The organism is Halobacteriovorax sp. HLS, assembly GCF_004006665.1.
Lineage (GTDB): Bacteria > Bdellovibrionota > Bacteriovoracia > Bacteriovoracales > Bacteriovoracaceae > Halobacteriovorax.
Genome location: NZ_QOCL01000004.1, coordinates 201,470 through 222,964, shown reverse-complemented (window position 1 = coordinate 222,964; position 21,495 = coordinate 201,470). Strand labels below are relative to the sequence as shown.

11 protein-coding genes and 1 pseudogene are annotated in these 21,495 nt (G+C 35.1%); 3 read left to right on the top strand and 9 right to left on the bottom strand.

Going from position 1 to position 21,495, the window contains the following annotated elements; all coding sequences use genetic code 11:
* Together DPQ89_RS18790 and DPQ89_RS09270 are read right to left on the bottom strand one after the other, a co-directional pair.
* Positions 1-718, bottom strand: a pseudogene (locus DPQ89_RS18790) (hypothetical protein); the annotation flags it as partial.
* Positions 719-898: 180 nt separating this feature from the next.
* Positions 899-3,046, bottom strand: a complete 2,148-nt coding sequence (locus DPQ89_RS09270; protein ID WP_127716660.1) for a patatin-like phospholipase family protein — start codon at positions 3,044-3,046, stop codon at positions 899-901.
* A 75-nt stretch (positions 3,047-3,121) separates the two neighbouring features.
* Here DPQ89_RS09270 and DPQ89_RS09265 point away from each other — a divergent pair, with 75 nt between their 5' ends.
* Entirely contained in the window at positions 3,122-3,982 is an 861-nt protein-coding gene (locus DPQ89_RS09265) for a PleD family two-component system response regulator (protein WP_127716659.1), read from the top strand.
* A 1-nt stretch (position 3,983) separates the two neighbouring features.
* Here the strand turns inward: DPQ89_RS09265 and xdhC are convergent, their stop codons facing one another.
* From xdhC to DPQ89_RS09250, 3 genes are read right to left on the bottom strand one after another with little or no spacing between them, the layout of a single operon-like run.
* A complete protein-coding gene (xdhC, locus tag DPQ89_RS09260) occupies positions 3,984-4,763 on the bottom strand; it encodes a xanthine dehydrogenase accessory protein XdhC (protein ID WP_127716658.1) in 780 nt (259 codons plus the stop codon).
* On the bottom strand, positions 4,756-7,065 hold the full coding sequence (locus DPQ89_RS09255) for a xanthine dehydrogenase molybdopterin binding subunit (RefSeq protein ID WP_127716657.1): 2,310 nt from the start codon (positions 7,063-7,065) through the stop codon (positions 4,756-4,758). The genes xdhC and DPQ89_RS09255 overlap by 8 nt, the downstream gene beginning before the upstream one ends.
* Positions 7,065-8,519: a xanthine dehydrogenase small subunit gene (locus DPQ89_RS09250; RefSeq protein WP_164848331.1), complete on the bottom strand. Its 1,455-nt coding sequence runs from the start codon at positions 8,517-8,519 to the stop codon at positions 7,065-7,067. The genes DPQ89_RS09255 and DPQ89_RS09250 overlap by 1 nt, the downstream gene beginning before the upstream one ends.
* Positions 8,520-8,646: 127 nt before the next feature.
* Here DPQ89_RS09250 and DPQ89_RS09245 point away from each other — a divergent pair, with 127 nt between their 5' ends.
* On the top strand, positions 8,647-9,333 hold the full coding sequence (locus DPQ89_RS09245) for an RluA family pseudouridine synthase (protein ID WP_127716655.1): 687 nt from the start codon (positions 8,647-8,649) through the stop codon (positions 9,331-9,333).
* On the opposite strand, the gene DPQ89_RS09240 is transcribed toward DPQ89_RS09245, so the two are convergent.
* From DPQ89_RS09240 to DPQ89_RS09230, 3 genes are all read right to left on the bottom strand, one after another.
* Entirely contained in the window at positions 9,314-9,649 is a 336-nt protein-coding gene (locus DPQ89_RS09240) for a hypothetical protein (RefSeq protein WP_127716654.1), read from the bottom strand. The two genes, DPQ89_RS09245 and DPQ89_RS09240, sit on opposite strands and share 20 nt — an antisense overlap.
* Before the next feature lie 104 nt (positions 9,650-9,753).
* Positions 9,754-11,457, bottom strand: coding sequence for a hypothetical protein (locus tag DPQ89_RS09235; protein WP_127716653.1), 1,704 nt, complete (start codon positions 11,455-11,457; stop codon positions 9,754-9,756).
* Positions 11,458-11,592: 135 nt separating this feature from the next.
* Complete coding sequence (locus tag DPQ89_RS09230) at positions 11,593-15,540, bottom strand: hypothetical protein (protein WP_127716652.1); 3,948 nt, start codon at positions 15,538-15,540, stop codon at positions 11,593-11,595.
* A gap of 161 nt (positions 15,541-15,701) precedes the next feature.
* On the opposite strand from DPQ89_RS09230, the gene DPQ89_RS09225 reads away from it, so the two are divergent.
* On the top strand, positions 15,702-16,649 hold the full coding sequence (locus DPQ89_RS09225) for a hypothetical protein (protein ID WP_127716651.1): 948 nt from the start codon (positions 15,702-15,704) through the stop codon (positions 16,647-16,649).
* 27 nt (positions 16,650-16,676) lie between these two features.
* On the opposite strand, the gene DPQ89_RS09220 is transcribed toward DPQ89_RS09225, so the two are convergent.
* Entirely contained in the window at positions 16,677-21,392 is a 4,716-nt protein-coding gene (locus tag DPQ89_RS09220; RefSeq protein WP_127716650.1) for a hypothetical protein, read from the bottom strand.
* Positions 21,393-21,495 lie beyond the last annotated feature (103 nt).

Below are 21,495 nucleotides of genomic sequence, written 5' to 3'. Positions count from 1 at the left end.
GTGGACCTTGCGGACCTGTATCACCTTTTTCACCCTTGGCCCCAGCAACACCAGCTATACCTTGTGGACCTTGCGGACCTGTATCACCTTTTTCACCCTTGGCCCCAGCAACACCAGCGATACCTTGCGGACCTGTCTCACCTTGAATACCTTGTTCACCTTTTGTTCCTTCAGCTATATCGGCTGCAACCCAAACTTCACCATTATACTGAAGAACCTGACCTTCAACGGCTGCAAGTCCATCAAAAGTAACTCCCTCAGTTTCTGAAACAGCATCTTCAACAAGAAAGTTTGCACTTACTACTATATTACCTCTACCAAAAAATGTTTTTCCACTTAATGAAAGAGACAACTCACTTTCAACATTTCTTGCTTTCGAAACACTTTCTCTATCAGAACACCCATTAAAATATAATTTGTAATCACCTTTAAAATACTGGGCCAGGAAAGGCTTTTTAACTATATATTGACAGTCTATAGAGTTATCAAATGTAACTGTTGCTTCATACTTCCCAAAAGTACCTCTAGAGTTCTTAACTCTTACATATCTTGGCAATTGGACAAGCCCCTGAATACTTAAAGAAGAGTCAGGCTTATTAAGGCTTACCGAGAGAGAAACTTTCTCTTTAGATTCATGCCGCTTTCTGGATGTTTCTCCCAACACATTTGGTGAGCTCATTAGGAGAGAAACTAAAATTGTAAATACAGACGTTTTCATAAGAAACCTTTCTTTAAGTTATTAAGAAATTATACGTGAAAGATGGTGATTTCTTGACAATTGAGATCAACTAAAAGCTAAGTTGTTGATAATAATAGATTAAAAGTAAAATAATAATATCTATTTAGAGCCACGTTAAGTAGCTAAAATCAACAAATTCCCTTATTTAGTTGGCAATTATTAGAATTGCCAACCAAAGAGTAAGGCGAAAAAGTCCGGCTTATTATCGTAGTTATTTAAGAACGGTAAGCTATAAGTGAACTCAACTTTTATAGACTCCAGAAAAGAGGAGCTAATCACAGCTGTAGCTATTGGAGCCGAACAGCTTGGAAAGTGCCTCGAAGCGCTACTTTCAACAGAACACTTACCTGGCTGAAAGTCATAGGCCGTTGAAAATTGATATCCAGCTCGAAAACCCATCCTGTATTGCCACATAGGAGTAGAGAATCCTGTAGGTTCCCAATAGATTCCCATGTAAGGCATAAAACCAACATTAGAAGTCTCACTTCTATATATTGAATCTAATCCAAACCCCATAATCCCATAACCGTATCTAACAAAAGAAGCTAGTCTACTATTTGTTGAAAAAACAAGAGAGCGACCAATATCAAAGGAGTTCGATCCAATCATAATGTAATTCTCAATAGGTGTCGGCGTATAAATCATAAAGTTCAACAAGGGCGACGAAAATTGTGAAATAAGGAATTCGTGATCCGAAGGCTGGCTTTTCGCTGCTATTTTTATAGCTTTATTTATCTTATCTTTAATTTTTACAATTGCGACTTCTCCATTATCTTTCTTAAGACCAAGATCACGAAAATGAAACCCATAATGATTTAGTCTTCTCAGAATATATTGAAGGTGTGTCTCAGACTGCTCTCTTTTCCAATCCTTGTCCCATTTACCAAAGGCGGCCTCTGGACCTTTACCATTTGCTGCAATTTTACAAAAATGATGAGTTCCGCTATAAGAAGAAAGTTCAGAACAATTAGAAAAAAGTCTCTCAATACTAACAATAAATAGTACTTTTAAATTTTGACCAACATCACTTGTATCTTCAGAGCAGTACTTAGCATTTTCAATATTCTTATTGTAAGCAGCCTCCATACAAAAAATCCACTTCCAATCATAAGAAAGTTTATTGAACTGGGCCCTACTTAGCGGTTTAAACTTTTCTTTTAAAGCTATCTTTGCATCAACAATTCCCAGATAAAAATCAAAAATTCTAAAGTCTTCCTCAAAGAAGCCACTAAATCCGTAAAGTGGTTCTGAAGCTAGTGGCAAAGATCCCTTTAAAGGAATTAACCTTTCTCCAATCTCTGGATGAGTACTTAGAAAATTAGAAATTTGTCCACTACGAGAAGAGCTTACAAAGTCTCTAAAGAATGAAATAAAATCTTTAAATAAGCTAGGCTCTGCACTTTCAAATTCATCCTCAACAACGACAGGGTAATCCTTAAGTGATGGATCTAGATATACAAAACTAATTTTTTTCTCAAGCCCTCTCTCCTTTGCTATTTTATAAGCGAGATCTAATGGCGCATTATTGTACACTCCCCCATCGACAAATAGATCTTCACGAGAATTAGTCTCATCACAATCTTCAAATGCACCAGGAAGAATTACACAGTGGGGAAGTTTTTTAGGCTCAAATGCCAAAGGGAAACTAGAAGAGGCTAATAGCAAATCTTTCAATAGATTATAATTAGAAAATTTTGAACTATTAAAAGGAAGCGATAATTGAATTCCATTATTATGTAGATAGAAATTTTCTACTGCTGGAGCCTTGCCAAATCCCCTTCCCGTAATTTTGATAACAACATTTTCTGCAACTCTAGAATAGTTTAATGCTGTTCCTTTATGAAAGACCAAGGGATTTTTTCTCGTAATTGTAACTCCAAGAGTAGATGTACAACCTTTAACTAGACCAGAGTTCCATCTTCTTTCAAGCATTGAAAAAAGATTCTCTAAAGACTCTCTCTGTAATAGACTTCTGGCCTTTTGATTCTCTTTTAAAAAGAAGTTGTCAAAATTCAGAGGGATCCATGTTTTCCAAAAAAGAGACTGTTGGGGATCATCATGAACCTCGGAGCATTTTTCTAAAATTGTTACAAATGAATTAATCGCTCCTGCCGAAGCTCCGGTAATAATCATTTCTCGATCTTGAACTTGAGTTACGTTACTTTTCATTGAATAGTACAGAAAACCTGCTTCATACACACCAAGAGAGACCCCTCCACTCGCAGTGAGAGAAAAGTTCGCATAACTTGAAGAAATTAAAGTTAAAAAGCAAAGCAGTATGGCAAAAGTAGAGAGTAATTTTTTCATATCTAATACTACTTTAGAGAAACTTAATATTTCAATAAATACTTAACTTTTTTAATGATAGGACGAAAATGAAGAATGGAAGATTTTGAAATAGAATTTAAATTATCGACACTTAATGAGCTAGAAGACTTATTCGCTGACTTTTTTGATATACTAAAGGTCAACTCCCCAGCAGAAATAACGGACGAAAATGTAGATGCCATCTTCAGAATTGTACATAGTGTAAAGGGTAATTCAAAAGCATGTGAGTTTGAATCCATGTCAACCATCTCACATGAATTTGAAGATCTAATGTTAAAAGTAAAAGAGAATAAAATTGAGTTCTGCCAGAATATCTTTGATCTTTGTTTTAACTTCTGTGATGAAATAACCCAAGTGATAGAAGAAACACAGAAAGATTTAGACTACACTCATGACTTCAACGAGCTAAGTCAGAAGTTTAAAAATTTCGTTCCTTATGTAGAAGAGACACAGGAAACTTCTCCCGAGCAAGAACCTCCTAAAAAACTAGAAATTGTAAAAACCGAACGTGTAGATGAGGATGCAATTAAAATTCTCTTAGTTGATGATGATTCTGACTTAACGGAGCTTATTTCTAGCTATATAAAGGTTTACTTTCCAGCAATCATAAAAATAACAAGAGACGGAAATGAGGCCTCAAAAAGCTGTATGAGAGTAGATTACGATACGATCATATGTGACTATCAAATGCCTATAATGAATGGTCAGACTTTTGTAAAAGAGCTTAGAGAAAACTATTCATTAAATCAAAAAACACCAGTTATTTTTCTTAGTGCGCTTGAGCCAGATCTTATTCCTAGCAGTGAAGTTTGGGATGAAGTATTTTTTGTAAAAAAGCCTGTTACTAAGAAAGAACTTATCTACTATTTAAGATGTGCTATAGAAACCAAGAAACAAAGAGAGATCGCCTCTTAAATTAATTTCTCTTAGAAGTTTTAAAATAACTATCCTTATACTTTAAAAGCTCAGCGGTAACACTTATGGATATCTCCTCAGGAGAATTGTCGCCTATAGGAAGACCCATTGGGCAAGTAAATTCACAATCTTTTAGATTAAATTCCAATAGCTCTTTTTCAATTACATTTCTTTTGCTTTGGGAACCTATTACTCCTAAATAAGGAAACTTCAATTTTCTTGTAAAAATCTCTCGTAGAATAGGCATATCATACGAGTGTCCCATCGTCATAATAACAACAAAGTTATCTTCTTTAAGACTTTTTACATGATCAGACATTTCTTCTAAATAAATAGTTGTAACATTCTCTAGTCCTTGACACTTATCAATCCATTCTTCTCTATTGTCGACCAAAGTTATATGACAACTAAGTGTATTCAATACACGCACTAGTTTTTGAGACACGTGACCAGCACCAAAGACTGTTATATTCCAAGTATTCAGGTTATAGAGTTCAAAGAAAATTGAAACCTCACCACCACAGGTCATTCCAATATCTCTTTGCAAATTCCAAGTTTCAAAAAAGGTCTTCTTCTTCTCTTTAGAACTCAGCTTGTCTTTAGCATACTGAATGGCATGGGCCTCTATTTTCCCACCACCAATAGTACCTTGAATATCTCCACAGGGAAGAATAATAATTTTCGCGCCTTGATCTTGAGGAGCACTACCTCTTACGTTAACAAGAGTCGCAACACAAAAAGGTTTATTCAATTTCTGTAACTTTAAAATTTCTTCAATCATCTAAACTCATTAAAATTTCTTCTCCAGTCGCAGGTAGCTTGAGGGCGGAAGACTTACCTTTATCTATATAAGAGATCGCATTCTTGACAGCATTCCAAACTGAATTGCCAAGGAGAAAAGGAGGTTCCCCCACGGCTTTAGATCTGTGGACACATACATCGTTAGAGTTATTTTCAATAAAATTAATATTAAATTCTCTCGGCGTATCTTGAATACTTGGTATTTTATATGTTGTCGGCGAGTGAGATAAAAGCACCCCTTCAGCATTATACACAAGATTTTCGGTGGTAACCCAACCCATTCCCTGAACAAAAGCACCTGCGACTTGTCCAATATCAATACCAGGGTTTAACGAACGTCCCAAGTCCATGAGAATATCCGTCCTTAGAACTTTAAGCTCTCCAGTGAATCTATCTATGCTAACCTCACTAACGGCCATGCCATTAGTATAGTAATTAAAGGCCTGTCCCTTCCCTTTATCTTTATTAAAGCCAAGACCGGGAGTTTTATAGAAAGCATAATCTCCTAAAGAAACTCTGTTAAAGTAAGCGATCTGGATTAAATCTTTTAAAGAAATACTTTGTTTTGATTTTGTATCGATAACTTCATCATTTTCAAAAACAATATAATCACGCTTCTTTGTTAGGTCTAGCTCTATTTCTTGATCTTCTTTTAGTGCTCCACTAAAGTGAGAATCAAAGACTGAACGTAACCTATCACAAATCTTCTCACAGGCAATTAATGTCGCCATACAGTTTAGATCTGAACCACTTGAAGCTGCGGTAGGAGAAGTATTATGATTCTTCTCCGTCGATGTAGGCATAACTTGAACATCGCTAAATTTAAGACCAAAACAATTTGAAGCGACTTGTTGAATCTTAGTATTTACTCCTTGCCCCATCTCAGTTGCTCCTGTCGATACTTGTACAGTTCCATCAAGATGCAAGTTAACAAGAGCATTACCTTGATTTAAGAATCTAGCAGTAAATGCGATACCAAACTTTGTGCCAGTAACGGCCATCCCTTTAATATGAGTTTTCGAGCTCTTATTAAACTGGTCAATCTCTGCTCTTCTTTTTGTATAATCGGAGGTGGCCATGAGCTCATTATAAATTTCAGGTAAATTATTATTTTCAAGAACTTGTCCATAAGGAGTTTCTAAATTATCTGCTTGATACAAATTAATTTGTCTTACAATAGAAGCATCAATATTTAACTTAAGAGCAATTTCTTCAATTACACTTTCTATTGTCGCATTCCCTTGAGGACCTCCAAAACCGCGAAAGGCAGTATTCGAATGAATATTAGTTTTACAGACTCGCCCTTTTATATCGATATTTGGAATATAGTAACAACCGTCACTATGTAACATCGCTCTTTCCAAAATTGATCCTGAAAGATCAGTGAAAGCTCCTCCATTTGAGTAGAGTATTATTTTATAACCTAAAATTTTTCCATCTTTATTAAAAGCAACTTTCCAAAAATTTTTAAATGGATGTCTCTTGCCAGTGACTTTCATATCATCGTCTTTGTTTAAAATAAGACGAGCAGGTCGCTTAAGCTTTTTTGCACAAAGTGCGGCTAGACTTGCAAATGGGGCCGCCTGAGACTCTTTCCCTCCAAATCCACCTCCCATTCTTTTAACAACACATACGACTTGATGAAAAGAAAGCCCGAGCGCATGAGCGACAACGTGCTGAGTTTCGCTTGGATGTTGAGAGGAAGAATGAACCTCTATTTGATTATTCTCTAAAGGATAAGCGGCAGTAGCATGACTCTCGAGATAGAAGTGCTCCTGACCTCCATTTTCGAAAATCCCCTCTAAAGTATAATCGGCTTCACTAAAAGCCTTGTCGAGATCACCTCTTGAAATGACTTTCTCTTCACTCAAGAAAAGTCCCTTATCAATACTTTCTTGGATATCTAGAACTGGCGTATATTGTTCATATTCAAGATTTATTAACTTCTTTGCTTGTTCTATTGCTTGATAACTCTCGGCCGCGATAACACAGATAGGCTCATCAACATGTGTAATAAGATCATCAACTAAAATTGGTTGCTCTTTAACTATAGCTCCCCATCTATTATGTACTAGGTCTTCATGAGTATAAATTCCTAAAACACCTTCGACCTCAAGCGCCTTTGAAAAATCTATATTTAAAAGTTTTCCACAAGCGATTGGAGACCCTAAGTAACCACAAACTACTTCTCCTGCAACAAATGCTTTATCATCAATAAAAACAGACTCTCCGCTAACATGAGTCACTGCAGAGTCATGACGAATATTTTTACCAATACTCATTAATGTCCTCCTTGCGAGAGTTCAAAACTTTTTTCAACAAAGAACTTCATTAGAAGATTTTTACTTAGGACTCTTCTAAATCTTGCACTTCCACGAACATCATCAATCGGAGAAACCTCATTCTTCAAAATTCCGGCAGCGCTTAAAAAAGAAGCCTCCTCAAACTTTTTTCCTAGAAGAGCTTTTTCAGTATTTACTGGCCGTAAGACAGTGGGACCAACCCCACCAACAGCTAACGCAATAGAAGAAATATCTGTTGAGTTCAACTTAAGCTTACTAGCAAATGTGACTGTAGAAATATCCATATCTTTTCGATTACTTACTTTATAAAGTTTAATCGATTCATTTTTTTCTAGAAAAGGAATTCGTACCCCTTTAATTAATTCATTATCACCAAGGTCTAAAGTTTTATAACCTTTGTAAAAATCATTAATATCAACTTCTCTTTCTCCCTTGCTGGATGCGATAACAACTTTAGCATTCATAACCAAGAGAAAAGGTATTGAGTCCCCTATCGGAGAAGCATTAGCAACATTACCAATCAATGTTGCTCTATTTTTAATTTGTGGAGAAGCAAAGATATGAATCATATGAGTAAATTCTCTAAACTCACCTCTTAGTTCATTTTCTATTTGATGTAAATTAACCCTTGCTCCTACGAAGACGTCTCTTGATCCCTTAACAATCTTATAAAGCTCGGGAATATTATGTAACCCCATCAATCTATCTGGTTTGTATCCTCTCTTATTATTCAGAACACCTAAGTCACTTGCTCCAGAAACAAGTTCTGCTTTCTGTGTTTCTTGATACTTCAGAGCATCTGAGAACTTCGAAGGTAAATACATTTCGCGACTATTAAAAGTAACCCTACATTCACTTGCGCAAAGATCCTCTAGATCTTTAACAATCTCAGCAGATGGATACTTTTTTGTAAGTGGCTCAAATTTACTTAAATCAACATTTAAACCTGCTTCAATAATAGATTTATAACCGGTACATCTGCACAAGTTTCCAGTTAAGCTATTCTTTATCCTTCTCTCGTCAATTGTATTATTCTTTTTTAAGTGGTTTTCTATTCCAGCATTTATAGAGCAAACAAAACCGGGTGTACAAAAACCGCACTGGGCACCATGAGAATCAACCATTGACTGTTGTACAGGGTTTAGGTCTTCACCATTTTTCAATCCTTCAACAGTAACCACATGACAACCATCTAAAATATGCATAAAAGAGATACATGAGTTCACTGGCTCATAATCAAATTCACCATTTTCTAACCTGTGAACATTAGCAACCAAAACTGTACAGGCTCCACAATCTCCTTCAGAGCAAACCACTTTGGTTCCAACAAGTCCTTTTACGTATCTTAGATATTCTGATAGGTTCATAAAAGCATGTTCACCACGGACTTCATGCTTCTCACCATTTATATAAACTGCAATATAATCTCTCATAGTCTTTCTCCAAATCCAGTAGGGTATTATTCCATGTGTTACTGAATACGTTAATAGTTTTCTACGAGCGACAACCTGCAACATCTTTAAACTTCACAAGATATGAGTATTAATATAAGTTCTTAGAATGGAAAATGCTCCAATCGAAATACTATACCAAGATGAGAATATTATCGTCGTGCACAAACCCTCCGGATTGCTCGTACATCCTTACTGGAAAGAGACAAATGAAAGAGAGAATCTAATGGCGACAGTAAGGGATCAAATCGGCCAAAAGGTCTATCCTATCCATAGACTTGATCGACCAGTCTCTGGGGCCATGATGTTCGGGCTAAATGGAGATATTGTTAAACGAATTCAAGAGTTTTGGCATGATAAGACATTAGTTCACAAGGAATATTTAGCTCTAGTTTATGGAGATATAGAAGCGGCCGGTAAGTATGATTTCGCACTTAGTGATGCCAATAAGATAAAGAAAGATGCACTAACTAAGTACCGTCCACTATCGAGAGCTGATCGATCAACACTTGTCCAAGTGGTAATCGAAACCGGAAGAACTCACCAGATAAGAAGGCACTTCTCCAGATCACATCACCATCTTATTGGTGATACAAAACATGGGAAAGGAAATATAAATAGATTCTACAGAGACGAGTATGATTTTCATCGCATCTTTCTTCACTCTTATAGGTTTAAAATTAATTTAGAGTTTCTAAAAATTGATGTGACTTGTCCTCTCCCCAAAGAACTTTCAGGACTGCTTGATCGTTTAAATATGGATTATAGTAATATCCCTAATTGGGAAGATGTGTAGAACAGTCGACAATCTCTTTCTTTCCAGTCCACTGGTCTAAAACTGACGCTTTATCCCTATGTAAATCAATTAGCTCGTAATCTTTTAAGGATGAGTCTTTATCAGAACAATTATATTCAAGCAAAGTTGTAACACTCTCTTTTTTACAATTCTCTAAACTATAGAAGCTAATTTCTTTCCTCTTAAGCTTTGTTGCTCTCTTATGGATTACCTTATCCAAATTACTATTATAGACATACGTCCCGGCCGGCCGAACTAGAGATAGAACCTCCGCCTTTAAAAAGCACTTATATCTTGAAGACTTAATAGCACTCATAGATATAACTTTTGCCTTTAAACACAGAACGGGCGGATTATGAGGAAAGTCGCAGATTGCAAAAGATTTAACAAAGAACAGAAAAATAAAATTCAGTGCGAGCATTACTTATTAGAGCAGTTAATTACAATTGGATAATGGTCACTTAGAACTTCTTTATAGACTCTGTAGAAAGTAGATTTTCTAAGTTGAGACATAAAAACTCTTTCTTTAAAGTAATTGAGCTTTCTATCAATTCGAGAATCATCTTTTACAATTTGATCTCTTTTGATCGTATAAATTGAATTAAGCTCTTTTGCCATATTACGAATCATAAAATTCATTCTCTTAGTACCATCTCTTGTTAGAGCGTAGTCATTAACTATAGACTCTTCAATAGTATCGTCTGGAAGTTCATCCTCAATAATACCTGTCTCTTCTGTACTTAGCTTTAATCTCTTTGATCGAACAATATAGTTGTCGTATATATAGTCCCTTATAAAGCCTGAACTATAATCAATCCTTCTAGCATCAAACTCTCCATTTCTTTTTAGGCAATTATCAAAGCGACCTTTAGGAGTAATGAAGTGATCATAATTACTGGCCATTGAATTCGTTCTTTCTCCTGAAGAATTGTATAATGCGAGACTGAGACTGGTCGCTTCCTCAATTAATAAGTTTGGGGACGAGTGCTCTTTTAGCAAATCACTCCAATAAGGATTATCCGCCGTTAAGTTCATGTCTCCAATATACATAATATCTTTTTCTTTATAATTTCGTCCTAGCTTCTCCATCAGTTCCAAAATTATTTTCGCTTCAGCAAACCTTGCATAATTCTGTCCATCAAGGCCTGTCCCAAGGTTTTCATAATGAAGAACTCCAAAAGATGGTTTCAAAATTGCTTCCATTTCATCCTTCTTTTCTACAGGATGAGGAGAAGTAAAAACAACGTGAGAAGTTAGAAGAGAGAAATCAAACTTACCACTTTTAAAGCTCGCAAGTAGTGGACGTCTCGAAAAAACATGAGATGTCTCTCTGCCCATAAAAGAAGCATGTAGATTCGGGAAGCAAGCAATCTTCTTTCCTTTTTCTTTCTTATATGTTTCCAAACAATGATCATTAGTAATTGGCTTAACAGTTTTTCCTCTATACAGAAATCCTGTTAATTCTTTAACATTTTGTACTTTAGCAGAGTCTCCACGAGGACTTAGAATTAATGACCAAGTAGAGTCGAGCTTTCGAAGTTCAGTAAGCAGTTTTAAATAGCCAGGAGATCTATACAAACTCGGCGCCTGATCTAGACCTTTTTCAAAAGTTGAAATCTCTGAGTTAAGCTCTCGTATTAAAGAACTATTTCCCTCACTAACTGCCTTTTTCAATTCAATCTTGAGTTTTCGAATTTTTTCAGGGGTCTCTGCGAGATAATCAGTTACGGCTTCATTATTCTTATAATCAATATTTACAAGAGGAAGAAGCTCTATAACAGATGTTACATCAAATTCATTTATTATTTTCGCGAGAAGTTTGTAATCTTTGTGAATCGAATTTTGTGAGCCTGGATGCCACAGATTATATCCAGCAATTCGAACCTTTCCCTGTGAAGTAGCTGCTGATTCGGAGTACCTATCAGTCGACTCTGAGTTATAATGCTGATGAGTTCTCAAACATTCTACTTTATAGTCATTCCCAATAAGAAATTTCTTATTATTCTCACACTCAGAAATGAGTCTAGAGATGTATTCATTATCCTGCTCAACCGTCTTAGCAAAAGAAGTTGCGCATAAAATAGCGAAGATGAATGGCCATAGTGTGTAGCTTATCTTGGTCATAAACTCTCCTTAAAACCAAGGAGCTACAAGATACATCACGTCCACACTAATAGCAAAATCTCCCTTCTCATCAACTTGCTGAAAAGACGTTAGTTATTTATTAAGATTCAGTTTTTTTATTAAAAATTAACACGATTAATCATTTTCACTCTGTGCCTGAACAAGTAACTTCTTGAATTTACTTAAGCGAATAGATTTAGTGTACGCTGATACCCTTTGCTTCAAGACCTCTGGCAATAGTATATATTTTCCATAGTAATCCATGGCCTTTGCACCAGATTTCGTAGACTTAAGCTTGCTCCATTCAAAATCCCCTTCGTCATAAAAGAGCCATTTCGTGATGGCCCAATGACCATCTTCTTTATTTTGTAAGAATTCACTAGCAGTAGTTCCCACAAACTTTTCAATGAAACCACCATTAGCATTATCCTTTAGAATAAGATCGGCTACAATTTGAACGACTTCTTGCTTAGCATTTTCACTAACACTTCCCTTTGTTACCAATGGTAGCAGATAGTTACTTTTAATTTTGGCCAATTTAAGTTTTGAAGACTCACTTCCATCTCTAAATAATCTCCTAAAATCATAAGACGAAGTAATTTCTTTAGCTTCTTTTCTCATTGCTGAGAACTTTGAAACCATTCTATTCCATTCTTTCTTCTGAGAGGAATCAAGTTTAGAATATGATTTATATTTAAATTTTTTATTTAAAACTCTCTTCTCGCTTATCTCTTGCTCACTGATAAATTCCTCGAAGCGATTATAAACCTGTTCTGAAACAGTAGCATAGGCCAATAAGTCGGCCAGTTTTGTACTTTTAAAAAATCCCTGTAACTCGTCTAAAGAAATATTTCGCTCTGTAGTGTTCAACCACTTAAGGGCGCGCTTTAATTCGCTCTTAAATACGACCAACTCTGTCTTCATCAAATTCTTATCAAAAACAAACCCTTTTGAAATGCTCTCACCTATCAGCTTTATTAACATAGCGAGAGAATCAACACTTAATTGGGCCGTAACAATTTGGGAACGAGGATCTGAATTTCCAGGAAGAGCGAAACTATTTTCAGTTTTCTTCTTAAAAAGTAATAATTGATCTAGTAACTCCTGATCGAGGACTTTCTTCAATATCTCACGATTTGTCTCCCCAAATTCATTAACAGATAAATCAAAACTTGCTGATATATTTTCGAGTATAAAATCCTGAAAACCATGAAAGAGCTTCTGATCAATAACCTTATTACAACTTTTAGAGTATTCTGTTAAATGGCTATCCGAGAAAGTTTCTAGCTCACTCACCCTAGAGATAAGGTTAATAATCCTCTCTCTATTTTTGTCATCAAACAAGTGATCCAACACAGAGCCGCGACCAGTATTCATATGACCCTGTTTAATCAACTCTGACAATGATTGATTAGATGAATCTCCAAATATTAATTCCTTAAGTTCACTTCTATCCTCAGAAGAAATAGTGTTTTTGGAATCACGTAAGAGATGTAAGAAGTAGTTTGCGTAGCAATCTTTCGTTAGCTTTAGTCCATCAGAACTACTATTCCCTCCAATAATTTTAGCATTGGAGACAATTTTAGATTCAGATAGATTATTCAATATATCTAATTTTGAGATTAGAAAACATGACTCACTCTTTCTTTTCAAAGACTGAAGATTGTCTTCATTTACATTTTGAATGTGTAAACATCTTTCAAATGAAACAACAACTGATAGAGCATCATTTGCATCCTTACTTAAAAGTGACATATGAGTTGAAACCTCTTGCTCTAAGAGCTTCTTCTTCTCTAAAAAGAATTGTTGTGAGAATACTTCTTTACGACACTTAAGTATTAAATCATTTAAAGATTTCATTCTATCTTTAGACTCTGTATTAATACATTTTCGATAAATAAAGCTTTCGCTCTGCTCATGCTTTGCTTCAAACATAGAAATTTCGACATTCTTTAGCGTGTCCAAAATAAATAACGTCGTATCAAAGTCCTCTCTCTTTTTCTTCTGGAGGTTAACTATAGAGCGAATATTTTCCTGAACTGTTTTAGAAGAGTCTCCATTAAGCATGAGTGTTAAGTTTGAGAGAACCTCCTGCTTTGAAGTTCCATTTATAATTAATTCATTAAATCTAGACTCTAAATAAGTATCTACAAATTGTGGCATCAGACTATCTGCTGAATCATCTATAATTTCTTTAATATCTGAAATGAGAATAACTCCTTTAAGCTTCTCATTAATCGCCCTCTGAGATTTTTTTCTAAAACTATCAGAGTTCTTTTCATTAAGAATAGAAAAAGGACTTTTTGAAATTAAGTCTATACTTGCAACTTGAGCAAGTGACTTTTTAAACGATTTAATATAGCACTCTTGCTCTCTATCCTTTATTTTCTGAAAAGCTTCCATCTCACTTAATTCAGGAAGCGAAAGATCACTCATACAAAGAGAAAAGCGAGTATTATATAATTCTTTTTCCTTTGCATTTAACTTAATGGACTTATTGGGAAATATTCTTTTTAATAATTCTCTAGATGAGTCACTATTCTTAGTTGAGCTAAGACCAAGATAAACTTTCTTTAAACAATTAGCATCATTCATCTCACAAAGCTGCAAACGATTAACTAGATCATCTACTTCAATATCTGACAAATTTTTACTCATTAAAAGAGTAATAGTACTTCGCCCAAGTTTTTTTGATTCATCTTTTTTACACTCACTAGCGTCTTTATGATCTAGGCATTTAACATATTCAGAAAGGACAATTTTCTTTAACTCTTGTAATAAATCAGAACTCCCCACTAATGCTCTTACATCATGACTTCTTTCTATTTCTTTACTAAGAACTTCCCTATAGGTTATATCGTTGAACGTCTTACTACATTTGTTCAGCACAAGTTCCTTATCTTTGAATGGATGAATAAAAGTTCTCATTGTTCTACTTTTCTTCATTACCCCATGATTTATCAAACATCCAAACAAGGCCTGCTTAATATTTCCTAATGAATAGTTATCAATTAGGTTCTCACTTTTTAGGGATTCACCAAATAGTAACAGTCCCTCAATACTCGCTTCATTGATACAGTTTTCTCTAAACTGCATCTCCTCTTGACTCTCAATAGATAGAAGATATTGTTCATCCATGCATCGAGCAAAATTCATTTTAACTTTCTCTAAGAGATCTGTACTATATTCATTAAATTTGAAAATAGATTCTATCTCACTTTCTTCTAGTGCCTTATAGTATCTATCTGAGTTATTGATATTAACGACTTCAACATACTCGACCTGTATATTTCTCAAATCTAAAACTTGAGACTGCTTAATTTCCTTATCTTTATTACTTGAGTAAATAGTTGAGCTTATCCCTTTTTTAGTTCTTTGTAATTTAAGGTGAATTCGATCAACGTTTTGAACTCTTTTACTACTTGGAACTAGAACAGAAATACGATCCCTACTTCCTTTATCTACTTTCAAAGTAAAAAAGTGCTTATTGTTACTCATCACATGATAAAGAGGACTCTCATTTTCAATCCTAAATGAGCTAAGATCTTCTGTTTCTGAAAAGAGTGAGAATTGTATAATCTCCCCCTCTTTGTTAGTAATGGCCCTCAGTTCAACTGGCTTATCATCCTTTAGCTTTAAGTTAATTAGAAAGTGACTATCAACTCCGGCTTCTTTAGACACAATTTCAGCTGAAATCTTGGACAACAGCGGAGCTAATTCATTTGAAGCTTCAGGGGTTATGCCAAAACTAACAATATGACAGCTAGACCCATCGAGATATTTTAAGTTTTGAACTTCTTCTAGAGCTTCCTCTATAGTTGCTTCTGGAATATTATTTTCCGCTAGAAGCTCTTTTACTTCACTAGTGACTTCATCAATGACTACTGTATTCTTAACTGAAAACTCTTTAGAATAAACTCTTGCGAACATACCTTTTCTATAATCAAGTTTTATCACTTTATCTAGTGGATCATAGGATACGACCACCTTATTACCAAGACCACTTGTTTTATATAGCTGAGTCCAATCTCCCGCAAAGACATTGAAAATGACTAGATATAGAATAATGAGCAAATATTTCATGAACTACCTTCTATATTACTTTACGGAGATAGCTATTTTTTCTTTAGGATAAACAATAAATAATCAGACACTTAGGAGCGTACTTTTTATTTAAGTTTGACCATAAAGAGACGATAAGGAATTAAGAAATATATAATCCAAAAACAAGAGAGATTGTTTCCATGTTTTTACGAAAGCTTACAATAACACTAATTTTACTAACATCATTGAGCATTCAAGCTTCTGGTGGTGGTAAATTGATAGACTTCCTCATCAATGATACGGGAGTTGCTGAAATACTTACTAAGAATGGCATAGATGCTATCGCTATTCCAAGAGTTAAGAGATATGTATCTAATTCTCTTACTGCCCTAAATTTCAAAAATTCGAAACCTTCCAAGAAGGAACTTCAAGGAATTTTAAATAGTTTAGGTGGCTCTCCACAAGATATTAAAATTAGAAAGAAGCTACAGACACTATTAAATAAAACAGACCCTAGCAAAAAAGACGTTGTTGATGCAGTAAATGGACTAATCTATTTAGCAAATCGCTATGGAAATAGAGGATCTACTGTACTTGCATGTGCTCAGTGCGTAAGTGATGTTCTTAGTAAGAACGGTTTCAAATTCACGCTAGAAGAAATTAATAATACTACAGCTAAGAAAGTTCTTGATAAAACTCTACCAAGAAATCCAAGAGATTTAACAAATTTTATCAACACAAAGTTTGCTAAACATGACTTTGGAACACTAGCAAATGTCGACCCTAGAATGCTGAGACCGGAAGAAGAAAGAGCTCTAGGACTTTTTCTTGGACTAGCAGAGGCCGGAACAAAGAAACAAAAAGAACTAATTGAAGCTATTAAGAAATTTAGTACAGATGCTAATGGTTCTACTCAACTAGTAGACTCTAGAAACCCACATACTTTCTGGAAGCTTTTCAGTGAAGATATGGATGAAGATGTTCTAGAAGGGTGGACAAAAATCATTAAAGAGGCCAATGAAACTGCTGGCGCTAAGACTGACAAGCAAGATGCATTTTATAGTGCTCTTAAAAGAAGAGCTGGTGACGATCAGTATATGAATGAACAATTAGAGTTTTTGAAAAAGAAGAATTGTTTCTTTAAATAGTAAAAGGCTCCAAAAGGAGCCTTTTTTTTACATTATTTCTACAACACCTGGGTCTCTACTAATAATTAAAATCTTCAATGCACTTACGAACTTATCAAATTCACTTGCTGTATTGTACTCAGATAATTCTCTAACTACTTTATAGGCCATATCTCCTAATTGCTTAGTTTCAAAAACATCATCTACAGGAACTGCTGACCATATTACTTGTGCAAGAGCTTCTTGCTTAGGTCCTTTTGAGTTAAATAATAGCTTCTTAACTGCATCTGGAGTTAGCTCAACAAATTCCTTAAATGCCGCTTGCTCACCTTTTTTTAGTTGTGAGATAAACTTCATTAGTCCTTGTTGATCAACTTTATTTTTAGCAAATGCATGAACTCTATTTGCAACTGCGTCTTTAAAAACTTCCATATCAGCTGCTAACTTTTTAGACTTCGCTTTTGAAGAAGATAGAATTGCATCATCAACAGTTTTATCGAAGGCCTTTAGTGCTTCAAACGTTGTTTCAGCTGCTACATACTTACTTAGACCAAAACTCTCTCTTGCTGTAGCCTTAGTTGATTCATAAACAAGTCTAGCTCTTGCATTTAGGAATTTTCTCATAATCAGACCATCTGCAAGGTCATATACCGCACCAGAAACTCTATTTACAAATCCAGAAGTCGTATTCTTCATAACTCCACCTACATGTGGTCCACCTTGAAGAAAGAACATATATGGTAGTTCTCTTTTTCTTACTGGTATCTTTACAAAAATATCAGTAAGGTTTTCCATATTCTTCACAAGGTACTCAGTCAGATCATCACCTCTTGCAGCAACCTCAGCTAACTCCTCTGTCATTCTTTTCATTTTAGAACCATTTTTAGCAAGTTCTTCGAATCGTAGCTTTCTTGCCCAGTTTGTTCCCCATAGATACTCACCTTTATTGGCCTTCATCATAACTGCTCTAGCGTGAACTAATTTATCATGTGAACTAAACCATTTAGTCGAGTATGACTGTAGAAGGTTCTTTAAACCATTTGGATTATGACCAAAGTACTCAGCTACAACCTCAGCAGTTTTTCTATCTATTAACTCAGGAGTTTCCTTAACAATTACATTACTCGTGTATTTAAAGACATCGTCTCCACCTTCTTTTGCAAGTTTCTTTAAAGGAGTAATAACTTTTCCAATTCTCTTAACCATCTCAGTTACTGATATTTTACCAGATTTGTATAAACCTTTAATATCATCAACTTTCCCCATTGCGTTCTTTACAACATCTTCACTTAATCCACTTCTCATAAGCTCTTGAGATAGCTCTGATGTTAATTTGGCAGCGTCATCACTACTTCTACCAACAAGTCTGGCAACATCATCTTTCAATGATTTAAAACCTAGTACGTATCTAGCAAAGTTTACATCTGCTTCAGTTACAACTTTTTGTCCTGCTACACCGGCCATTTTCCATGCCGACTTGAATCCAACCTTACCAGTATTTCTCATCATAGTTCTAGCTGAAACATATGTTAATTTTGCTCCAACCTTAGCTGATCGACTCACTACTCCAATCAGAGGAATAATAGATACGGTTTCAAATATTGCCCATCCCCAAGATCTAGCAACTTCATCACTACTTCCAGATGTAGCAAACCCTAGTTTTTCCATCTTATCAACTTTAGCTTCGTTTACATCCGCATCTAACTTTCTATCAACTTCTCTACTAACTAGAGCGACTTGCATTCCAAGTGCAGAAGTACCTGCGGCCATCATCGCAATTCCTAGAGGAGCACATAGTCCACCTGTCACTCCTGTACAAGCTGCTCCGATAAGAATCGCGGCAACACCCAAGAAACCTGCTCCTAAACCTAGCCACATATCTGTCCATTCAGCATCAGACATTGAATTAATCTTATCTAGTACGTTCTCAGGAACACCTGGAAGTCCTGCTTTCATATTCAATTCATTCTGTGCTTTAGAAGTAGCATAAAAAAGTGTTTTAAAACTTTCGTGATCATTTGGCTCCATATTACAGAACTCACTTAAGTTATTCATAACTTCTCTTTTTCTTACTAGAGCAGATTCTTTAATTAAATCTTTAAAGATAGGGGCCTTAATACTGTTGTCTAAGCTTAGAAAGTTCATCTTAGCTGAATAAGCATTATCGATACCATTCTCTTTAGAGAAATCATCAAACATTTCGATTTGCTTATTAATATTTCCCTTATTCTTATATAGATCAAGAAAGAAGCTACCAAGTTTTCCTTCATCGCTATCTAAAGTATCTTCAATTTCATCCCAGGCTTGAGAGCTTAGGCTCACTCCATTTTGAGATGAATAATTACTTACTCCTTCTCTAGTAAGAAGAGTTTGATACGAAAGATCTTCTAATCTCGAGTAGTATGATTTACCATTAAACTTTGTTTGAAAAAGGTTAGAATTTTCTTCATTTACTCTTTCTTTAATATCACTCCAAAACGCATTTTTCTCATCTTCACTAAGAATTCCATTGGCATAACTTGGAGTAAGTACCTTATTAATACCAGCTTCTTTTGCTGCTTTATTAAGCATTTCGATATGGTTTTTCATTCTAGCTGAGCTCGCTCTAGACTCATTTGTTTGTCTGCGACCTCTAGAACCAGTCTTATATACTGGAGTCATTCCGGCCTGTACCTGCTCTAGTTCATCCAAAGCAACTAGGTAACTCATTCTCACACTTGCCCATGGATTAAGGGCCGTCATCTGATCAGTTAGGAATTTATATTCATTAGTATGTGCAAAAGAAAAGTCAGACTTAAGAGAGTTAGCACTGATATTCCAGAAGTATCCGAATAGAGCATAATTTTCTTCAATTTTCATTTCCTCTAGTCTTCTTGTAGGAATGAAGTCATTAGAGTTTGTAAAATCTTTTAAGTAGTCGGCTATATTTGCAATAATATGCCCATCACGACCAGTCTTACAAAGCTTTGATCCTGATTTAGAATAGTAGCAAGATGTTGCTGCTCTTTTATAGATATCAGAGTTCTTAGAAATATTTCTGTGTGTTTCAAAATACATCGCCAAATTCTTTAATGCCCAATGTCTCCATACAGCAGAACCATATAGCGAAGGTATTTTAATTCTAACTTTATTAGACTTTAATTTACTTACAAGTCTATCACTCATAATTTCAGTGTAATGAGATTTTCCATATTTCTGCATTAGTTCTGTTAAGAATAGAGATAGATTCTGACGTTGAGTATTTATTCCAACAGTTGAACCATCTTCAAGTTTCGTTTCATAAATCTTATTCTCGTCAGGTCTTTGAAAAAACTTCTGAAATTCTTCCGCTAAATTATAAGTATATCTTTTAGCAGGAGTATGCTTCTTCGTTCTTCTATTGTAAGAACCTCTTACTTTTCCTTTAAATATTTGAAGAGCATATGGAAGCTTCATTTGCATAACTGTTTCATAGTGAGAAATGTCATCAATATCTGGATTAGTAAAATGTGATCCATCTCTATCATTTCTAAGAGCACTCTTATATTCTTGGAATGGCATTAAACCACTATAACCTGTCTTTAGAGGGTTCTTATCAGCATTATCCATATAGTATTCAAGAAATTGGTAATTACTGTAGCTAAAAGTTAGGCCATGTCCAGACATGATATTTTCTAAATAAGTATCTCCTTGTCCCTGTGCAAAGTTAAACTCGAACTTCTCAGGTAAGTTACCATTAAAGTGCGACTGACAAGATCTTGGAATCTCAACTGGATTCTTATTGTCCCTAATTGCATCATATACATAAACTTGAGAAAGCATCATATGAAGAGTTAACCACTTTAGGGCCCTTGCATAATTTCTCTTTGTAGGAGTCTTAACAAGTGTTAGAACATCTCTAGAAAGAATCTCATTTTCATTAAACTTTAAAGTCGATTTTCCCCAGCTCTCATCACTTACCTTTAAGTGAAATGGATCAGTTGTCTCATCTGGTCCCATTGTAATCAATTTTCTTTGGTCAATTTCATCTTCAGGAAATAAATCAGTTGGAAACTCAGGAAGAAGAGATTCATAGAAGAACTCTCCATCATACTCTCTATCAACATATGATCTTTTAGAAATCACTAAGTCTCTCATAGGTAATAGAACACCTCCAAGATACTCAACAAGCATTTTTCTTCTTACTTCTTCCTCTACTTCATCATCATATAAGTACTTTCTTAGTTCTCTTTTTAGAAATTCAGCTTTCTTGTGCAGAGATCTTAATAATTTATCATCAGCACCAAGTGCAGGTAGCTCTTTTTCTTCATCTTCAAGCTTGATCATATTTTCAGCAAATTTTTCAATATGACCTTTTTGTCTTTTAGGTACACATTTTTGTGCTTCTTCTTTAGAAAGATCTTCATCAAAAGTATATAAATACTGACCACAAGATGCTTCAGTGATACCTGCTAAGATTTTTTCCCAATTAGTTTTAGTATTTTCGTCATATTTCACTGATTCATATGAATCATCAGCGAACATATCTTCATCATCTGCTTCGATTGATTGTGTCTCTTCTTGCTTCGCCGCTTTCTCCAAAGCATCGGCAGCATCAGTATTACAATCGGCCTTAAGGTCTTTTCCCTTAATTGAGTCTCTAAAAGATTCAATTTGAGAAGACATGGCCTCAATTGAGATTTCATGACCATAGTCCTGTGATGCTGGTATTCTTGAAATAGTCTCAGCAAAGGCCATTTGAAATGAAATGATGTAAATAATAAAAGCAGAGATAAATCTCTTCATAATTGTCCCCTAATAACAGTTATACTTATATAACTGCAATTGAAGGGCCAAGATTTGCTTTGAAATAGTACAGAATACTAGGTACTTAGGTTAAACTTAGGTG

Bases quoted from the DNA above. Each gene is read 5' to 3' on its own strand.
- DPQ89_RS09270 (WP_127716660.1), bottom strand. From the start codon at position 3,046: ATGAAAAAATTACTCTCTACTTTTGCCATACTGCTTTGCTTTTTAACT.
- DPQ89_RS09265 (WP_127716659.1), top strand. From the start codon at position 3,122: ATGGAAGATTTTGAAATAGAATTTAAATTATCGACACTTAATGAGCTA.
- xdhC (WP_127716658.1), bottom strand. From the start codon at position 4,763: ATGATTGAAGAAATTTTAAAGTTACAGAAATTGAATAAACCTTTTTGT.
- DPQ89_RS09255 (WP_127716657.1), bottom strand. From the start codon at position 7,065: ATGAGTATTGGTAAAAATATTCGTCATGACTCTGCAGTGACTCATGTT.
- DPQ89_RS09250 (WP_164848331.1), bottom strand. From the start codon at position 8,519: ATGAGAGATTATATTGCAGTTTATATAAATGGTGAGAAGCATGAAGTC.
- DPQ89_RS09245 (WP_127716655.1), top strand. From the start codon at position 8,647: ATGGAAAATGCTCCAATCGAAATACTATACCAAGATGAGAATATTATC.
- DPQ89_RS09240 (WP_127716654.1), bottom strand. From the start codon at position 9,649: ATGAGTGCTATTAAGTCTTCAAGATATAAGTGCTTTTTAAAGGCGGAG.
- DPQ89_RS09235 (WP_127716653.1), bottom strand. From the start codon at position 11,457: ATGACCAAGATAAGCTACACACTATGGCCATTCATCTTCGCTATTTTA.
- DPQ89_RS09230 (WP_127716652.1), bottom strand. From the start codon at position 15,540: ATGAAATATTTGCTCATTATTCTATATCTAGTCATTTTCAATGTCTTT.
- DPQ89_RS09225 (WP_127716651.1), top strand. From the start codon at position 15,702: ATGTTTTTACGAAAGCTTACAATAACACTAATTTTACTAACATCATTG.
- DPQ89_RS09220 (WP_127716650.1), bottom strand. From the start codon at position 21,392: ATGAAGAGATTTATCTCTGCTTTTATTATTTACATCATTTCATTTCAA.